Annotated in this window: 11 protein-coding genes; 2 read left to right on the top strand and 9 right to left on the bottom strand. The window is 67.2% G+C overall.

Annotated elements, in window-relative coordinates; translation table 11 throughout:
* The first annotated feature begins 12 nt into the window (after positions 1 to 12).
* Positions 13 to 1026: a hypothetical protein gene (locus L6444_RS24030; RefSeq protein WP_236977668.1), complete on the top strand. Its 1014-nt coding sequence runs from the start codon at positions 13 to 15 to the stop codon at positions 1024 to 1026.
* A 15-nt stretch (positions 1027 to 1041) separates the two neighbouring features.
* Here the strand turns inward: L6444_RS24030 and L6444_RS24035 are convergent, their stop codons facing one another.
* The 5 genes from L6444_RS24035 to glyA all read right to left on the bottom strand — a co-directional run bounded on the left by L6444_RS24035 (position 1042) and on the right by glyA (position 7248).
* Positions 1042 to 2484, bottom strand: a complete 1443-nt coding sequence (locus tag L6444_RS24035) for an adenylate/guanylate cyclase domain-containing protein (protein WP_236984382.1) — start codon at positions 2482 to 2484, stop codon at positions 1042 to 1044.
* A 52-nt stretch (positions 2485 to 2536) separates the two neighbouring features.
* Positions 2537 to 3412 carry a polysaccharide deacetylase family protein gene (locus L6444_RS24040; protein ID WP_236977669.1) on the bottom strand — a complete coding sequence of 292 codons (876 nt, stop codon included), beginning with the start codon at positions 3410 to 3412 and terminating at the stop codon, positions 2537 to 2539.
* Between the two features lie 41 nt (positions 3413 to 3453).
* Positions 3454 to 4755 carry a PhoH family protein gene (locus L6444_RS24045; protein ID WP_236977670.1) on the bottom strand — a complete coding sequence of 434 codons (1302 nt, stop codon included), beginning with the start codon at positions 4753 to 4755 and terminating at the stop codon, positions 3454 to 3456.
* Between the two features lie 264 nt (positions 4756 to 5019).
* On the bottom strand, positions 5020 to 5847 hold the full coding sequence (locus tag L6444_RS24050) for an acyl-ACP desaturase (protein WP_236977671.1): 828 nt from the start codon (positions 5845 to 5847) through the stop codon (positions 5020 to 5022).
* Between the two features lie 120 nt (positions 5848 to 5967).
* Positions 5968 to 7248: a serine hydroxymethyltransferase gene (gene glyA, locus L6444_RS24055; protein ID WP_236984384.1), complete on the bottom strand. Its 1281-nt coding sequence runs from the start codon at positions 7246 to 7248 to the stop codon at positions 5968 to 5970.
* Positions 7249 to 7394: 146 nt separating this feature from the next.
* Here glyA and coaA point away from each other — a divergent pair, with 146 nt between their 5' ends.
* Positions 7395 to 8333, top strand: a complete 939-nt coding sequence (gene coaA / locus L6444_RS24060) for a type I pantothenate kinase (RefSeq protein ID WP_236977672.1) — start codon at positions 7395 to 7397, stop codon at positions 8331 to 8333.
* 82 nt (positions 8334 to 8415) lie between these two features.
* On the opposite strand, the gene L6444_RS24065 is transcribed toward coaA, so the two are convergent.
* The 4 genes from L6444_RS24065 to L6444_RS24080 all read right to left on the bottom strand — a co-directional run bounded on the left by L6444_RS24065 (position 8416) and on the right by L6444_RS24080 (position 16340).
* Positions 8416 to 8829: a hypothetical protein gene (locus tag L6444_RS24065; protein ID WP_236977673.1), complete on the bottom strand. Its 414-nt coding sequence runs from the start codon at positions 8827 to 8829 to the stop codon at positions 8416 to 8418.
* Between the two features lie 133 nt (positions 8830 to 8962).
* The gene (locus L6444_RS24070; RefSeq protein WP_236984386.1) at positions 8963 to 10012 is read right to left on the bottom strand and encodes an acetylserotonin O-methyltransferase; all 1050 of its coding nucleotides are present in this window, start codon (positions 10010 to 10012) and stop codon (positions 8963 to 8965) included.
* 79 nt (positions 10013 to 10091) lie between these two features.
* On the bottom strand, positions 10092 to 11462 hold the full coding sequence (locus tag L6444_RS24075; RefSeq protein ID WP_236977675.1) for a hypothetical protein: 1371 nt from the start codon (positions 11460 to 11462) through the stop codon (positions 10092 to 10094).
* Between the two features lie 39 nt (positions 11463 to 11501).
* Positions 11502 to 16340 carry a PPE family protein gene (locus tag L6444_RS24080; RefSeq protein WP_236977676.1) on the bottom strand — a complete coding sequence of 1613 codons (4839 nt, stop codon included), beginning with the start codon at positions 16338 to 16340 and terminating at the stop codon, positions 11502 to 11504.
* Positions 16341 to 16374: the final 34 nt, after the last annotated feature.

Below are 16374 nucleotides of genomic sequence, written 5' to 3' on the forward strand. Positions count from 1 at the left end.
AGTGGTTGAGATATGACGGTGCCTCCCGGCGGTCCCTACGGTCAGGACCCCTACGGAACGAATCCGTATGGGCAGCAACCTTATTGGAGTGGACAGCCGCCGGAATGGAGCGGACAGCCGGCTGAACCCACCCAGGCCGCCCCCTACCCCTACCAGCAGCCCGCCGCCCCATACGGCACCGACCCCTACGGCAACCCCGGCTACCCTCCGCAACAATTCACCCAGCCCGGCCAACAGCCGCCCGGCTGGCCGGGCGGACCCGTCGGACCGGGTGGCCCGGGTGGCCCGGGTGGGCCCTACCCGCCGGGGCCGCCGCCGAAGAACTCCAAGCTGCCCTGGCTGATCGTCGGCGGCATCGCGGTGCTGGGCGCGATCATCCTGGTAGTGGTCCTGGTCGTCTCCCTCAACAGCGGCAAGAGCTCAACGTCCGCGACATCCTCGCCGAGCACCACTACCGAGACCTCAGGTCCGGGCAGCGGCCAGCAGACGGCCACCGATTGCACCCCGAACGTGTCCGGTGGCGCCATGCCCACCGGCGACACGGTGACCGCCGGCACGCTGTCCTTCCCGGCCAGCGTGGCGTCCGGGTGGCAGCCCTACATCGACGACCAGAACCCGAACCTGATCGACGGAGCGGGCCTGGCCAAAGAGGTGGCCGGCGGCAACCAGTGGATGATGCAGGTCGAAGTGGCCGTGACCAACTTCGTGACCAGCATGGACGTCAGCGCCCAAGCGTCCAAACTGCTGGACTGCGTCGCCGCCGGACCCGGCTACAACCAGGTTTCGCCCTCGCTGGGCCCCAAGAACACGTCGTCTATCACCGTCGACGGCGTCAAGGCCGCCAAGGTGCAGGCCGACGTCGCCATCGGTGACGCCTCGCGCGGGGTCAAGGGCGACACCGTCACCATCGTCGCGGTGAACACCAAACCGGTGACCATCTTCCTGGGTGCGGTGCCGATCGGCGACTCGGCGTCGCAGGCCATCGTCGACGGCGCCATCGCGGCGCTGAAGGTCACCAAGAAGTAGCGCAGCCGGGCAGGCTCAGTCGTCGCCCACCGGCGCCGAGACGTGGGTGGGTTCGGAGCGGCCGCGCAGCACCGTGGAATAGCGCTCGCTCCAGCGTTTGCGCTCGGCCGTTTCGGCGCGTTCGATCGCGGCGCCCGAGCACAGGATTCGCCGATCCGAGGTCTTGGCCAGGTCGGCCAACCGCGCGGCTTCGTTGACGGCGTCGCCGATCACGGTGTACTCGTAGCGGTTCTCCGCACCGATGTTGCCCGCGAACACGCGGCCGGCGGAGACACCGATCCCGAAGTCCACCAACGGAAGTCGGCGCAGCTTGGCCGCCAGCGCACGCGCCGTGGCCAGCGCGTCGGAGGCCGGCTGTTCGGAGCGCAAGGGCGCGCCGAAGATCACCAGGGCGGCGTCGCCCTCGAATTTGTTGATCAAACCCCGGAATTCGTGCACGGTGTCGACGACGATCCGGAAGAAGTCGTTGAGCACCTCGGCAACCTCTTGCGGCGGAAGGCTTTCGGCGAGCCCGGTGGATCCGACCAGGTCGATGTAGAGGACCGCCGCCTCCACCACGTCGCCGGAGAGCGAGGAGCCTTCCTCCAAAGCGCGCCGGGCCACATCGGTCCCGACGTGCCGGCCGAACAAGTCACGGATCCGCTCGCGTTCCTCCAAACCGGTGACCATCCGGTTGAATCCGCTTTGCAGACGCCCGATTTGGGAACGTTCGTACACCCCGACATAGGTGCCCATGTGGCCGTGCTCGATTTCGGCCATCGCGTCGGCGACTTCGCCCACCGGGTCGGAGATCGACCGCGACGTCAGGATCATCGTCGGCAGCCCCAGAACCAGCGCGGCCAGCGACACCACCAGCACCGGCACGTCCAGGGCCGCGGACCGGTCGATGAGCCAACCGGCGGACCGCAAACCCACGAAGGTCGCGATGACGCCGATGGGCAACGCGCTGCACAGAAACCACAGCAGGACCAGCCGGGCGAGCACCCCCGGCACCACCAGTCGCGGTTCGCAACCCCGGGTCGCGACGCCCATGATCGGCCGCAGCGTGCGCTGCGCCAGCAACAGACCCGTGCCGGCAGCCGCCGCGCCGCCCAATGCCACTCCCAGCAGGATCGGCACCAGCAGCGCCCCACCGCCGGCACGGTTGACCAGCAACAGGATCGCGCCGCTGCCGATCCAGACCCCCGCCAGCAACGCCGACTGCTTGCCGGCGATTTTCATTGCGGCATCGCGTTGTTCGGCGGTGGGCTCGGCACCGGCCACATACCAGCGCAGCGTGGGCGCCAGGATCAGCGGCCCGGCGACCGCCACTGTCACGGTGCTCAACACCACCAGCAGCGCCACCAAAGCCGTGTTCCGCTCGGCGAAGTCGGCGTCGGCCACGCCGAGAGTGTGCCCGCGCAGCGGGATCAGAATGGCGGCAGCGTCGATCACGGCCAGCACGTAGGCCAGGCTCAGGTCGGCTGCATACTGCAGCGACAAGCGCAGGGCCGACTTGGGTCCCGAGTCGTCAGGCACCGTTGTTCGGTCCGCCGGAGTTCTGCCCCGGAATATCGGTGATCGGGAAGTTCGGCATCGGCTTCGGCGACGGCGTGTTGGGCAACGCCGGTATCTGCGCGGCCGGGATGTCGTGCAACTGGTTGGCGGGCGGACCGTTTTCCCGGCTGCCGTAGCTGCTGCCCGGCGCGCGGGGGCCGAGCAGCTCACTGACCGTGACCAGGTGATAGCCGTTGGCCTTGAGCACCGGGATGAACTGGTAGACCAGGTCGACGGTGCTGGAGTAGGTGTCGTGGAACAGCACCACCGACCCCGGTTTGATCTGAGTCATCAGCACCTGCCGCGTCGCCGCGGTGTTGGCGTCGTTGGCCCAGTCGAACGGGATGACGTCCCACAGGATCTCGGCCAGGCCGAACGTGGCGGCGGTCTGGCGCACCGCCGGGTTGGACAGCCCGCCCGCGGGCCGATACAGCACCGGTGTTCGTCCGGTCGCGGCGGTGATGGCGTCGTTGGCGCGGGCGAACTGGGCGGCGATGTCCTCGGGCGGGATCGTCGTCATGTTGGGGTGTTCCCAGGTGTGGCTGCCGATCTCCATGCCCGCGTCGGCGATCCGCTTGGCGCCCGACGGGTTGGCGGCCACCTTGTTGCCGATCAGGAAGAACGTGGCCTTGGCGTCGTTGTCCCGCAGGATCTGCAGTAACCGGTCCGTGTAGGGACCGGGACCGTCGTCGAAGGTCAGCGCGATGCACTTGACCACCGCACAGTTCGCGTCGTCGGCCCGGGTGACGTGGCCGGTCAGGCCACCGATCACCAGGACGGCCGCGGCCACGACCACACCGAAGACCATGCGCCCGTAGCGCCAGGCCTGGTTGTCGGGTCGTTTCGGCACCGGGAAAGTTTACCGAAACGCCGTCCCGGCCGGCCGAGCGCTCAGTTCGGACCGGCGATTTCCTCGAGCATCTCGGTGACCAGCGCCGCGATCGGCGACCGCTCGCTGCGCAGCAGCGTGATGTGCGCGAACAGCGGATGACCCTTGAGCTTCTCGATCACCGCGGCCACCCCGTCGTGCCGGCCCACCCGCAGGTTGTCGCGCTGCGCGATGTCGTGGGTGAGTACCACCCGGGATCCGGTGCCCAGCCTGGACAGCACGGTGAGCAGCACGTTGCGTTCCAGCGACTGCGCCTCGTCGACGATCACGAACGAGTCGTGCAGCGACCGGCCGCGGATGTGGGTCAGCGGCAGCACCTCGAGCATGCCGCGGGACAGCACCTCCTCGAGGACGGCCGGGCTGGCCAGCCCTTCCAGCGTGTCGAACACCGCCTGCGCCCACGGGCCCATCTTGTCGCTCTCGCTGCCGGGCAGGTAGCCCAGCTCCTGGCCGCCGACGGCGTACAGGGGCCGGAACACCACCACCTTGCGCTGGGTGCGCCGCTCCAACACGGCTTCCAGCCCGGCACACAAGGCCAGCGCCGACTTTCCAGTGCCGGCTTTGCCGCCGAGCGAGACGATGCCCACCGACTCGTCCAGCAGCAGGTCCAGCGCAACGCGCTGCTCGGCGGAGCGGCCCCGCAGGCCGAACACCTCCCGGTCACCGCGGACCAGTTGGACGCGTTTGGCAGGGGTCACCCGGCCCAGCGCGTGCGAGCTACCGCCGAGCAGCCGAACCCCGGTGTGGCACGGCATATCCCGGGCCTCGGCCAGGTCGATCTCGCCGTCGGCGAACAACTCGCCGATGTCCTCGGCGGCCACCTCGATCTCGCGCATCCCCGACCAGCCGGACACCACCACGTCCTGTGCGTGGTACTCGTCGGCCGGCAACCCGACCGCGGCGGCCTTGACCCGCAGCGGAATGTCCTTGCTCACCAACGTGACCCGCTTGCCCTCGGCGGCCAGGTTGGCGGCACAGCTCAGGATCCGCGAGTCGTTGCTGTCGGTCCGGAACCCTGCCGGCAGCACCGACGGGTCGGTGTGGTTGAGCTCGACGTGCAGCGAACCGCCCTGCGCGCCAACCGGAATCGGCTGATCCAACCGGCCGTGCTCAAGACGCAGGTCGTCGAACAACCGCAACGCCTGGCGGGCGAACCATCCCAGCTCGTGGTGGTGACGTTTGGCTTCCAGTTCGCTGATCACAACCAGCGGAACCACCACCTCGTGCTCGGCAAACCGACTGCAAGCCCAGGGGTCGGACAGCAGTACGGAGGTGTCGAGCACGTACGTCCGGGTTTCGGTCACGGGGCGCTCCTCGAGCGGATAGCGCTCGGGCGGACCCACGCGAGCGTGTCGGCGGGGGCCGCGGCACCAGGACCGGGTCCGGTCCTGCCTTTCCTACGACCGGTGTGGTTACCGGTGCAGAAACCGGGAGTGCCGCCCTGGCAGCAGAGCAAGTCGCTGGCCATCGAGGGGGACGCTACTCCGGTGGCCGCACCCCCGCAGCGCAGGCGCGCCGAGACAAAACCGTGACACGCAAAATGCAATACGCCGATCGGCGAGATCGGGTCAGTCGGTGACGAACTGCTTGAGCGCCGGCTCGTCGGCCAGCCCCCAGGCGGTGATCCGCTCGGAGATCACCTGCTGCAGCTGCGCCGCGTCGAAGATGCCGGCGTCGGCGACGTTTTGCAGCTTGTCGGCGTAGGCCTCGATGTCGGCGCCGGGCACCTCGAGGTCGGCCGCGCGGGCGGCGATCGCCGCGATCGTCTCGTCGTGGGTGTAGTCGAGCAGATGGGCGACCAGGTTGGCGAAGAACTCCTCGTGCCGCGCTTCGTCCCGGGCGATCCGGTCGATCAGCCCGGCCAGGATCGGCTCTTCGATCCGGGCGGCGAGGTTGCGGCAGAAGGTGCCGTACGAACGCTCCGACAGGGCCATGTAGACCAGGGTCTCGACCTGCGAGTAGTGCTCGGCACGGTAGCCCTTCATCACGTACTGGACGCGGGCCTGTTCGTTGGCGGTCGGGTCGACCTCGCGGGTCACCACCAGGTACTCGCGCAGGGCGATCGCATGCAGGTGCTCTTCGGCGGTCCAGCGGCCGATCCAGCGTCCCCAGTAGTCCTCGAGGATGAAGTGCTCGACGAACTCGCGGTGATGCGCGGCCAGGTTGTCCTTGAGCAGCAGCAGGATCTCGCAGGCGTCGGTGATCGAGCGCGGCAGGGTCGCCTGGGAGGGATCCCAGTCCCGTCCGCCGAGGAACGCGAAGTTCTCGCCGCGGTCGAACGGCACGTAATCGTGGGCGAACCAGATGTCCTCGGTGCGCAGGTGGCGGTCCACGTTGGCTTCCACCACAGGCTCGAGTTCCAGAGTGAGCGCGTTAGCGACAGGTTTCTGTGCCATGCGGTAACTGTAACCCGCTGACACAGGTTCTTTCAACTCTGCGCGCGCCGTGTCGCGTCACAGTTAGGTGAAGCCGAACAGGCTGGAATTGCAGACCGGAGACGGTTGCTCCGGCGCCAGCTAGCGCCCGACCAGGCTCCAGTCCTCGAGCCCGTCGTAGAGCGGGAACTCCCTGGCCAGGCGGGTCACCCGGGCGCGCAGGCCGGACACATCGGCGGAGGCGCCCGCCGCCAGCGCGGTGGCGATGACGTCGGCCACCTCGGTGAACTCGGCGTCGCCGAAACCGCGGGTGGCCAGTGCGGGCGTCCCGATCCGCAGCCCCGAAGTGACCATCGGTGGCCGCGGGTCGTTGGGCACGGCGTTGCGGTTGACCGTGATGCCGACCTCGTGCAACAGATCTTCGGCAGCCTGCCCGTCCAGCGGCGAATCACGCAGGTCGACCAGCACCAAGTGGACGTCGGTGCCGCCGCTGACCACCGATACACCGGCCTTGGCGACGTCGTCGGCCAGCAGCCGGTCCGCCAGGATCCGGGCCCCGCTGAGGGTTCGCTGCTGGCGCTCGGCGAACTCGGGCGTACCGGCGATCTTCAGCGCCACCGCCTTGCCGGCGATGATGTGCATCAGCGGGCCGCCTTGCTGGCCGGGGAACACCGCCGAGTTGATCGCCTTGGCGTACTCCTGCTTGCCGATGATCATTCCGGAACGCCCACCGCCCAGCGTCTTGTGGATGGTGGTGGACACCACGTCGGCATGCGGCACCGGCGACGGATGCAGCCCCGCGGCGACCAGGCCGGCGAAATGCGCCATGTCGACCCACAATTTGGCGCCCACCTCGTCGGCGATGGACCGGAACGCCGCGAAGTCCAGAATCCGCGGGTAGGCCGACCAGCCCGCGATGATCACCTGGGGACGGAACTGCAGCGCCTGGGCCCGCACCACGTCCATGTCGACCCGATGCGAGGTGGGGTCGACGCCGTAAAAGGCGTTCTCGTACAACTTCCCGGAGAAGTTCAGCCGCATCCCGTGGGTCAGGTGCCCGCCGTTGGCCAGATCCAGGCCCAGCAGCCGCTCCCCCGGCGACATCAGCGCGGCCAGCACCGCGGCGTTGGCCTGGGCGCCCGAATGCGGCTGCACATTGGCGAAGTCGGCGCCGAACAGCGCCTTGGCCCGGTCGCGGGCGATGTTCTCCACCACGTCGACGTACTCGCAGCCGCCGTAGTAGCGCCGGCCCGGCAGACCCTCGGCGTACTTGTTGGTCAGCACGCTGCCCTGCGCCTGCAGCACCGATCGCGGCACGAAATTCTCCGACGCGATCATCTCCAGGGTGTCGCGCTGGCGCCCCAGTTCCTTGCCCAACAGCTCGGCGATATCGGGGTCGACCTCGTCGAGCGGCGACGACATCAACGAGGCGGTATCACGGGCGGAAACGTGGGCATCGGGTGCGGCAGTCACGTGCGTCAGTCTATCCAGCGTGCCTTTTGCCGGCTCAGGCACGGTTTGACCGGCCCAACGGTCAGCGCCGCTTACGGTCCTGCAAAAATGGCCCAATGCCGCGGCCGAGCGAGCCGAGCCCATACGTCGAGTTCGACCGAAAACAATGGCGGTCGCTCCGTATGGCGACCCCGCTGGCCCTGACCGAAGAGGAACTGATCGGCCTTCGTGGTCTCGGCGAACAGATCGACCTGTTGGAGGTCGAGGAGGTCTACCTGCCGCTGGCCCGGCTCATCCACCTGCAGGTCGCCGCGCGACAGCGGTTGTTCGCCGCCACCGCGGAATTCCTCGGCGAGCCGCAACAGAACCCCGACCGGCCGGTGCCGTTCATCATCGGCGTGGCGGGCAGCGTGGCCGTCGGCAAATCGACGACGGCCCGTGTGCTGCAGGCGCTGCTGGCCCGCTGGGATCACCACCCGCGGGTAGATCTGGTGACCACCGACGGCTTCCTGTATCCCAACGCCGAACTCAACCGGCGAAATCTGATGCACCGCAAAGGTTTTCCGGAAAGCTACAACCGCCGCGCGTTGATGCGCTTCGTCACGTCGGTGAAATCCGGGTCGGAATATGCGTGCGCACCGGTGTATTCACACCTGCATTACGACATCATCCCCGGCGCCAAACACGTCGTTCGTCATCCCGACATCTTGATTCTGGAAGGACTCAACGTATTGCAGACCGGTCCGACGCTGATGGTGTCGGACCTGTTCGACTTCTCGCTGTACGTCGACGCCCGGATCGAGGACATCGAACAGTGGTACGTGTCGCGGTTCCTGGCCATGCGCAGCACCTCGTTCGCCAACCCGGAATCGCACTTCCACCACTACTCGGATCTGTCGGACCCGCAGGCCGTCGTCGCGGCCAAGGAAATCTGGCGGTCGATCAACCGGCCCAACCTGGTGGAGAACATCCTGCCCACCCGGCCGCGGGCCACTCTGGTGCTACGCAAGGACGCCGACCACTCCATCAACCGGCTGCGGCTGCGCAAGCTGTAACTTTCCCCAGCTCGAATGCCGATGCGGGGCCACAACCACAACGCTCGGGCGGTGGCGACCCCGCATCGGTTCATGAGGGGAGTTACGCCGTGACGCGGCGCACTCCCAGGTACTGCAGTCCCGCGAACGCCGCGGTGTAGACGCCGGAGGCCAGCGTCGCGGCCACGCCGACCGCCGTCATCGGCACCAGCTCGGCCGCGACGATCGCCGCCACGGTGTAGGCCAGGTTGGCCACCACGACGCCGATCCCGGCACGGCGCAGGTCGGGCAGCGCGGCCAGACTGAACACGGCCAGCCCGTAGAGCACGAAGAAGCCGCCCATGCTGTACTCCTGGCCGGAAGTCAGGCCGGTCAGCCGCGAGATCGGGTCGGCGGCGGCGGCCACCACCAGGCCCATCAGGCCGGTCAGGGTGGCGTCGGCGCGCATGGCGAACCGCAGCAGCGAGTCCGTCGAGTCGTTGAGGGGCCGGGTGGCGGGGCCTGGGATGGCGGTCATGGGGTGCTCCTAGCTGTCTTGCACGGTCGGTTCGGACAGCTTCGACGGTGCCGTTCGGGCACTGCCAGATCGACGCATGACGCTGCCATCTACTGCCAGCTGCGCCGCGACCAGGAGTTTTGTGCCGCGGGCCTCAGACCGCTCGGGCCTCGAGCACGCTGAACGGCGACGCCGTCTCCACCACCCGCTGCAATTGGAAGCCGGCCCGGTCGAACAATCGCTCGAACTCGGCGGCGGTACGTTCGCGTGCGTCCAGGGCGATCAACATCTCCAGGTCCAGCCAGTTGCCCACGAATTCCCGGTGGTGCTTGGGAATCACGAACTCGACCAGTAGTAGGTGGCAGCCGGCCTCGGCCGCCGCCCGCACATTGCGCAGGATCCGCACGGCGTCGTCGTCAGGCCAGTCGTGGATCACGCTCTTGAGGATGTACGCGTCGCCGCCGGCCGGCACGGACTCGAAGAAGGACCCCTCGGCAATCCGGGTGCGCTCGGCGACGCCGCGTTCGGCCAGGACGGCCGGGGCCCCGGCAACCACCTGGGGCTGGTCGAACAGCACGCCGCGCGCCGCCGGGGTGGCCGCCAGGATCTCGGCCAGCAGCCGGCCGTGGCCGCCGCCGACGTCGACGATGGTGGCGAACCGGCTGAAGTCGTAGGCGGCGATCACCGGTCCGATCGACAAGGCGGATCCGCCCGTCATGGCCTGGTTGAAGATCTCGCCGAGCTCGGGCTCGGCGGCCAGGTACTCGAAGGCCGGTTTGCCGCGCAGCGCGGGTATGACGGACCGGCCGGTGCGGATGGCATCGGTGAGATGGCTCCAATGCTCGCGGTGTTGCGGGGAGCCCAGCCACCGCGCCCATCCGGTGAGCGGGATCTCCGCGTCGCGGCGCAGCGTGCCGGCAAGTGGCGTGAGGTCGTAACGCCCGTCGCGGCGCTGCCGGAAAATGCCTCTGCTGATCAGCGCCCTGAGCAGTCGGCGCAGCGCATCGGCGTCCGCGTTGACGGCGGTCGCCAATTCCTGGGCCGATAACGGGCCGCCGGCGAGCGCGTCGGCGATGCCGAGCTCGGCGGCCGCGACGATCGCCTGGGACACCCACGCGTTGGAGACCATCTCCATCATCGCGACCGGCGGGGGCACCATGCGGCGGTGCAACTGGGCCAAGTGATGACGCGCGGCGTCGATCATCTGCACGACCTTGGGCGGTGGAAGTTTGCTCGGCACAGCTGTTCTCCGTCTGTCGGTAGGCGCCTGGGAAACCGCGACTCTAGTCGCTGGTAACCGCGACCCGGCCGCGCAGGTCGGCGGCGATCAACTTCGCCGCCGCATTCTGCCAGTTGTGCAGCGAGCGCTGCGGCACCTCGGTCACCAGCCATTGCCATGCCTGCCGCGCGGTCGGATCCAGGCCGGCCGCGGTGGCGTTTTGCGCATACGCGCGTACCCCGACCACGTAGGGGAAGTACAGCGAGTTGTAGTAACGCCATTCCTCGGTGGTGCCGAAGTCGCCGCTGTCGCGGGGCTTGAGCCGCCCGATGCCGTCGGCCAGCACGGCCTTGAGTTCGTTGGCCCGCTCCACCGGGTGGTCGGGCGCCCCACGGGCGGCCAGCCGCTCGTCGATCACCGGCAGCGCGGTCAGCGGGCTGGCAACCAACTTGGTCAGATCGCCATAGTGGCCCAGCGCCCGTCGGGTGAGCCGCACGAAGGTGTCGTCGTCGACGTCGACGAGGGGGTCTTGCGACCGCAGCGGCAACGCGGCACCGGCGTCGCGCAGCGCGGCCCGGCTGGCCCGCAGCTCGGGTGACCGCGAGAACGCCAGCCGGTCCAGCAGTCCGGCCAGTGGGTCGGCCAGCACCTGGACCGTGATCGAGATCGCCAGGCTGGTGAACAGCAGCACGGTCAACGCCGTCTGCGCACCCGGCTCACCGCGCGTCACCGCCAGGCCGATCAGTGCCTGGCCGCCGAACAGCGTCGCCACCGCCGTGCAGCCGGCGAACGAGCGCGCCATGTCGGCACGCAGCGCCTGACCCTCGTCGAAGGCGTCCCACAGCGCCACCGCACCACCGAGCAACAACACGTCGACACCCGTCGACGCCAGCGCCAGCCAACTGGGCACCAGACCCAGCGGAATGATCAGAATCGCATTGGCCAGCGCGAAGAACAGAGTCGCCACCACGACGGCCCCGGTGACCGAAGCCGGCCGGGTGGGCCGCACGGCGTTGACCGCCATCGCGCCCAGCGTGGACAGTGAGATCACCGCGCACATCAGCCAGTGCCCGAGTCTTAATGGAGCGTCGACGTTGCCCGCCATCGCCGCTCCCAGCAGCGTCAGCGCGGCAACCCCGGTGACCAACACGATCTCCCGGTTGCGGCCCCGGGCGCTATCGGACGGTCGGGCCAGCTCGAGGAGCACCGCGAACCACGCCACGCCCGGGACGGCGACAAGGTAGACCTCGAGCTGGCTGAGCAGGTGCGCGTGCCGAACGCTGATGGTCCGCACCGCGTCCAGCGCCACCACCGACGCGAAGCCGCACAAGCCGACCGCGGCCAGCACGAGCACCGGCTTGCGCGGATCGCGGGCCAGCAGATACAGCCCGAGCCAACCGCTCAGCGTGAACACCACCGCCGACAGCGCAGCCATGCATCCAGTCTGTCACGCGGCAGATGCCCCCAGCAGCTGCTATCCGACCTCGGTGTTGAAGTGGAAGGGAGAGATGTTCTGTGCCCACTGCGAGAACAGCTGTGTCTGGCCCTGCAGGATGCCGGAGAGATGGTTGCCGATGTTGCCGATGCCGGACATCAACGCGGCCCCGGCCACGTCGCTGGTGTTTGCGATGCCCGAAATCGCATTGCCCAGGTTCTGGAACCCGGAGACCAGCGAGCCGTTGTTGTACCAGCCCGACGTCAACGCCCCGTTGGCGTTGGCGAAGCCCGAACTCAGGTTGCTCGAGTTGAAGAACCCGGAGGTCCCGTTGGCATCTCCGTTGAAGTAGCCCGAAGATACGGATCCGCCCGAGTTCCCGATGCCGAGCAGACCCGGTACACCCAGGTTGAGTCGGCCGAGCAGTGTCAGATCGACGGGGATCTGGATGTTCGCCCCGACGGAGAGGTTGTTGAAGACGATCGGGTTGATGACGATGGGGTCGATCACCGGGGACGCGAGGGTTCCAGCGAAAGTGAAGGTAAGCAGCACTGAAATCTGCGCACGGACCGGGATGCCGAAAGTTGGGATCGGTTGGATGGTGATCGGGTGGATGTAACCGGTGACCGGGATCGCCACGTCAGTGTGGGCCACCAGGTCGATCGGAATCCCCGGCAAATCGATCGGGATGCTGTAGCCGTCCAGCCCCTGGCTGTCGGCCAGTTGGAACGAACCCAGGTTCATGCTGCCGGTGTTGAACGAGCCGGTGTTGAGGTCGCCGGCGTTGGCGAAGCCGGTGTTGATGCTGCCGCCGTTGAAGCTGCCGGTGTTCAGATCGCCCGGGTTGGCATCGCCGGTGTTGAAGCTGCCGACGTTGAAACTGCCCGTGTTGTGGTTGCCGGTGTTGCCGATGCCGGTGTTGTAGCTGCCGGTGTTGCCGATACCGGTGTTGGCGATGCTGGTGTTGCCGATACCGGTGTTGTAGTCACCGGCATTGCCGATACCGGTGTTTCCGGTGCCGGAGTTGAAGAAGCCGCGGTTACCGGTACCGGAGTTGAACAACCCGATGTTGTCGGTGCCCGCATTCAACCCACCGAAGCCGACATTGCCGCTACCCAGCAGGCCAATCCCGGAGTTGTTGTTACCCCAGTTGGCCAAGCCGGTGTTGCCGTCACCCCAGTTGCCGAAGCCGATGTTGCCGTTACCGGTGTTACCGAAGCCGATGTTGCCGCTACCGGAGTTACCGAACCCGATGTTGCCGTCACCGAGGTTGCCGAACCCGAAGTTGTGGCTGCCCAGATCACCGAACCCGAAGTTCAGATCGCCCAGGTTGCCGCCGCCGAAGTTGCTGCCACCGACATTGCCGAAGCCGAAGTTCAGCGCCCCGATATTGCCCCCACCCACGTTCAGGCCACCCTGGTTGCCGATCCCCAGGCTGAAAGTGGTGAAGTCGGTGACGGCGTCGTGGAACAAACCCGACACCTGACTGCCCGCGTTGCCGAGACCGGAGACCACCGCAGCCTGCGCGGCGTCCAGCGAGCTCACGTTGAACCAGCCCGACATCGAGTTGCCCAGGTTGCGCATGCCCGAGAGCATGTTGCCCACGTTGCCCACACCCGAGGCACTCAGCCCCATGTTCTGCAGCCCCGAACTGCCGGCACCCAGGTTGAAGAAGCCCGACGAACTACCCGAGCCGCTGTTGAAGAATCCCGACGACGGGGTGGCCGTGGTGTTGCCCAAACCCGGACCCGCCGGGATCCCAAACGGGATATCGATCGGGCCGACAGTGCCGGTGATGCCGCCGAACAGTGTGTATCCCGGGCCGCCGACGACCAGGCTCAGCTGTGGTCCGCTGACCGTGATGACCGGGACGTTGATCGGACCGACGTAGCCGCCGCTCAGCAGGCCGCTGACAGTGAGCGGGAATTGGGGAATGGTGAACGGCTGGGTAGTGATGTCGAAGGTGCCGCCGGAAATGGTCAGGTTCAACGGGATTCGCATCCCGAAGTCCACCGGAATCGCGTCGATGTGGGCGGTGTAGGTAAACCCGGGCATGCCCTGAGCGTCGCCCCGGATGAACATCCCGTTGTTCATGTTGCCGGAGTTGCCGATACCGGTGTTGATGTTGCCCGAGTTGCCGATACCGGTGTTGAGGTTGCCGCTGTTGAACCAGCCGGTGTTGGTGTCACCACCGTTGAAGTCACCGCTGTTGAAGCTGCCCTGGTTGAAGCTGCCGGTGTTATAGCTGCCGCGGTTACCGATGCCGGTGTTGAAGCTGCCCGGATTGAACAACCCCGTATTGGCGATACCGGAGTTGCCGATACCGGTGTTGTAACTACCGGTGTTGAACAACCCCGAGTTACCCACCCCGGAATTCAGGATCCCGTTCAGATCGAACCCGTTATTGCCGATGCCGATGTTGCCGTTACCGGTATTGCCGAACCCGATGTTGTTGTCACCGGTATTACCGAACCCGATATTGCCGGTACCGGTGTTGCCGAAGGCATCGGTGACGGCGGCTGTCGCGGCCGCGGGGTTCACGTGCTGCGACAAGAAGCTGCTCAGATTCCCGGAGTCCAGCAGGCTGGTCAGGGTCTTGCCGCTGAGCAGACTGCTCAACGTCTTACCGTTGAGCAGGTTACTCACGGCGGGGCTGCTCAACAGGTTGGACACCACCGGGCTGCTCAACAAGTTGGTGACCGTGCTCGGGCTGCTCAGCAGGCTGGTCACCGTGGTGACCGCCGGGCTGCTCAGCAGCGTGTTCACCGCGGGGCTGTTCAACTGGGCGGCTAATGCCCCGGAATCCACCCAGTTGGTGAACGCCGGCGAACTCGACAGACTGGTCACCACGGCCTGCAACCCACCATGGGTGTCGATGAACCGCGTGATCTGACTCAACGAGAAGTTGCCCCACGGCGTCGACAACACCGACGCCGCCGCACCCGCACTACCGCTGCTACCCAACTGGGACAACAGGTTGCTCAGGCTGCTGCCGTTGGTCAGGTGCACATGACTGAGCAGGCTACTCACCGAGGTGTTGCTCAACAGGCCGCTCAGCGCCGGACTGCTCAACAAACTGCCCACCGACGGGCTGGCCAGCAGGCCGCTCACCATCGGGCTGCTCAACAAACTGCTCACCGGGGGGCTGTTCACCAGGGTAGTGACGGCCGGACTACTCAGCAGATTGGTCACCGCGGGACTGCTCAGCTGGCTGGCCAACGCCCCGGAGTTCACCCAGTTGGTAAAAGCCGGCGAACTCGACAAGTTGTTCAGCACCGTCTGCAGGCCACCGTGGGTCTCGACGAAGTTCGTGATCTGGTTCAGCGAGAAATTGCCCCACGGGGTCGACAGCGTCGAAGCGGCACTAGGCCCGCCCGAACCGGTGGCGCCCACGCCCAGCTGAGTCAGCAGGTTGCTCAGGCTGCTTCCGTTGCTCAGGTGCAGACTGCCGATCAGGCTGCTGACCGTCTTGCTGCTCAGCAGGCTGCTCACGGTCGGGCTGCTGAGCAGGCTGCTCACCGTCGGGCTGCTCAGCAAGCTGGTGACGGTGGTGCTGCTGAGCAGGGTGTTGACCGCGGAGCTGTTCAGCAGACCGGTCACCGACGTGCCGCTCAACAGCGCGCTCACGCTGCCACTGCTGATCGCGTTGGACACGAAGTCGGTGTTCAGGAGGCCGGTCAGGAAGCCCAGGCCGCGGCCGGCGCCACCGAAGTCGCCGAAACCGTGACCCCACGCGCCGTGATGACCCCAACCTGCGGCTGCCGTACCAGCGCCCGAGACACCTAGCTGGTTGAGCACGCTGGTCACGTCGCCGGTGCTGACGTGCAGACTGGCCAGCAAGCTGCTCACCGACTTGCTGCTCAACAGGTTGGCCAGGCTCTTGCCGCTCAACAGGCTGCTCACGGCCGGGCTGCTCAACAGGTTGCTCACCGTCGGGCTGCTCAGCAGGCCGGTCAGGCTGCCGGTGCTCAGCACACTGCCGATGACACCGCTGCTCAGGACGTTGCTCAGAGCGCCGCCGGACAGACTCGACATCAGCAGGTTCGAGCCGCCGAAGTGACCCCACGAGCCGAAGTGGCGGCCGAACCCGCCGCCGAACCCGGCGGCAGCCGCGCCGCCGGTGCCGATGCCTCCCAGACCCAGGTTGTGCAGGTTCAGGTTGGCCAGGTTGCCGGTGCCCAGGTGCAAACTGCTCAGCACACCGCTGAGGTTGAATCCGCCCAGCAGGCTGCCCAGTTTCAGGCCACTCAGATTCCCGGAACCCAGGCTTGCGACGACGGCTTTGACATTGCCGCCGGCCAAGCCGGACAGTTGCGTGACTGCGGACTGGATGATTCCGCTGGCGCCGGCCAACTGACCCAACGGCCCCTTGGCAAACGGGGTCAATCCCGCCGCGGCCGCCGCGGCCCCGCCGTAGTAGTCGACCATCGCGACCACATCCTGGGCCCAGAACTGCTCGTAAATCTCTTCGGCGGCTGCGATCGCCGGCGCGTTCTGGCCGAACAGGTTCGACACCACCAACGACACCAACGAATTACGGTTGCCCGCGATCAACGCCGGATGCACGATCATCGACCGCGCCGTCTCATAGGCCGAGACCACCGCACGCGCTTGGGCGGCCGAGGCCTCGGCCGCCGTGCCCGCGGCGCTGAGCCACGCGGTGTAGGGTGTCGCCGCTGCGGCCATCGCCGTTGACGCCGGGCCCTGCCAGGCGTCGTTGATCAGCCCGGAGGTCACCGCCTCGAAAAACGACGACGCCGAGCCGAGCTCGGACGCCAAACCGTCCCAGGCCGCGGCCACCGACGCCATCGGCGCCGATCCCGCACCGATCAACATGTTCAGCGAGTTGATCTCGGGTGGCAAAGTCAGGAAACTCACCGGCTCAGTCCTCTTCCTTACATTGCAGGAAAGC

Origin of the sequence: Mycobacterium kiyosense (assembly GCA_021654635.1) — a bacterium.
GTDB lineage: Bacteria > Actinomycetota > Actinomycetes > Mycobacteriales > Mycobacteriaceae > Mycobacterium > Mycobacterium kiyosense.

Bases quoted from the DNA above. Each gene is read 5' to 3' on its own strand.
- L6444_RS24050 (WP_236977671.1), bottom strand. From the start codon at position 5,847: ATGGCACAGAAACCTGTCGCTAACGCGCTCACTCTGGAACTCGAGCCT.
- L6444_RS24030 (WP_236977668.1), top strand. From the start codon at position 13: ATGACGGTGCCTCCCGGCGGTCCCTACGGTCAGGACCCCTACGGAACG.
- coaA (WP_236977672.1), top strand. From the start codon at position 7,395: ATGCCGCGGCCGAGCGAGCCGAGCCCATACGTCGAGTTCGACCGAAAA.
- L6444_RS24075 (WP_236977675.1), bottom strand. From the start codon at position 11,462: ATGGCTGCGCTGTCGGCGGTGGTGTTCACGCTGAGCGGTTGGCTCGGG.
- glyA (WP_236984384.1), bottom strand. From the start codon at position 7,248: ATGTCGTCGCCGCTCGACGAGGTCGACCCCGATATCGCCGAGCTGTTG.
- L6444_RS24065 (WP_236977673.1), bottom strand. From the start codon at position 8,829: ATGACCGCCATCCCAGGCCCCGCCACCCGGCCCCTCAACGACTCGACG.
- L6444_RS24070 (WP_236984386.1), bottom strand. From the start codon at position 10,012: ATGATCGACGCCGCGCGTCATCACTTGGCCCAGTTGCACCGCCGCATG.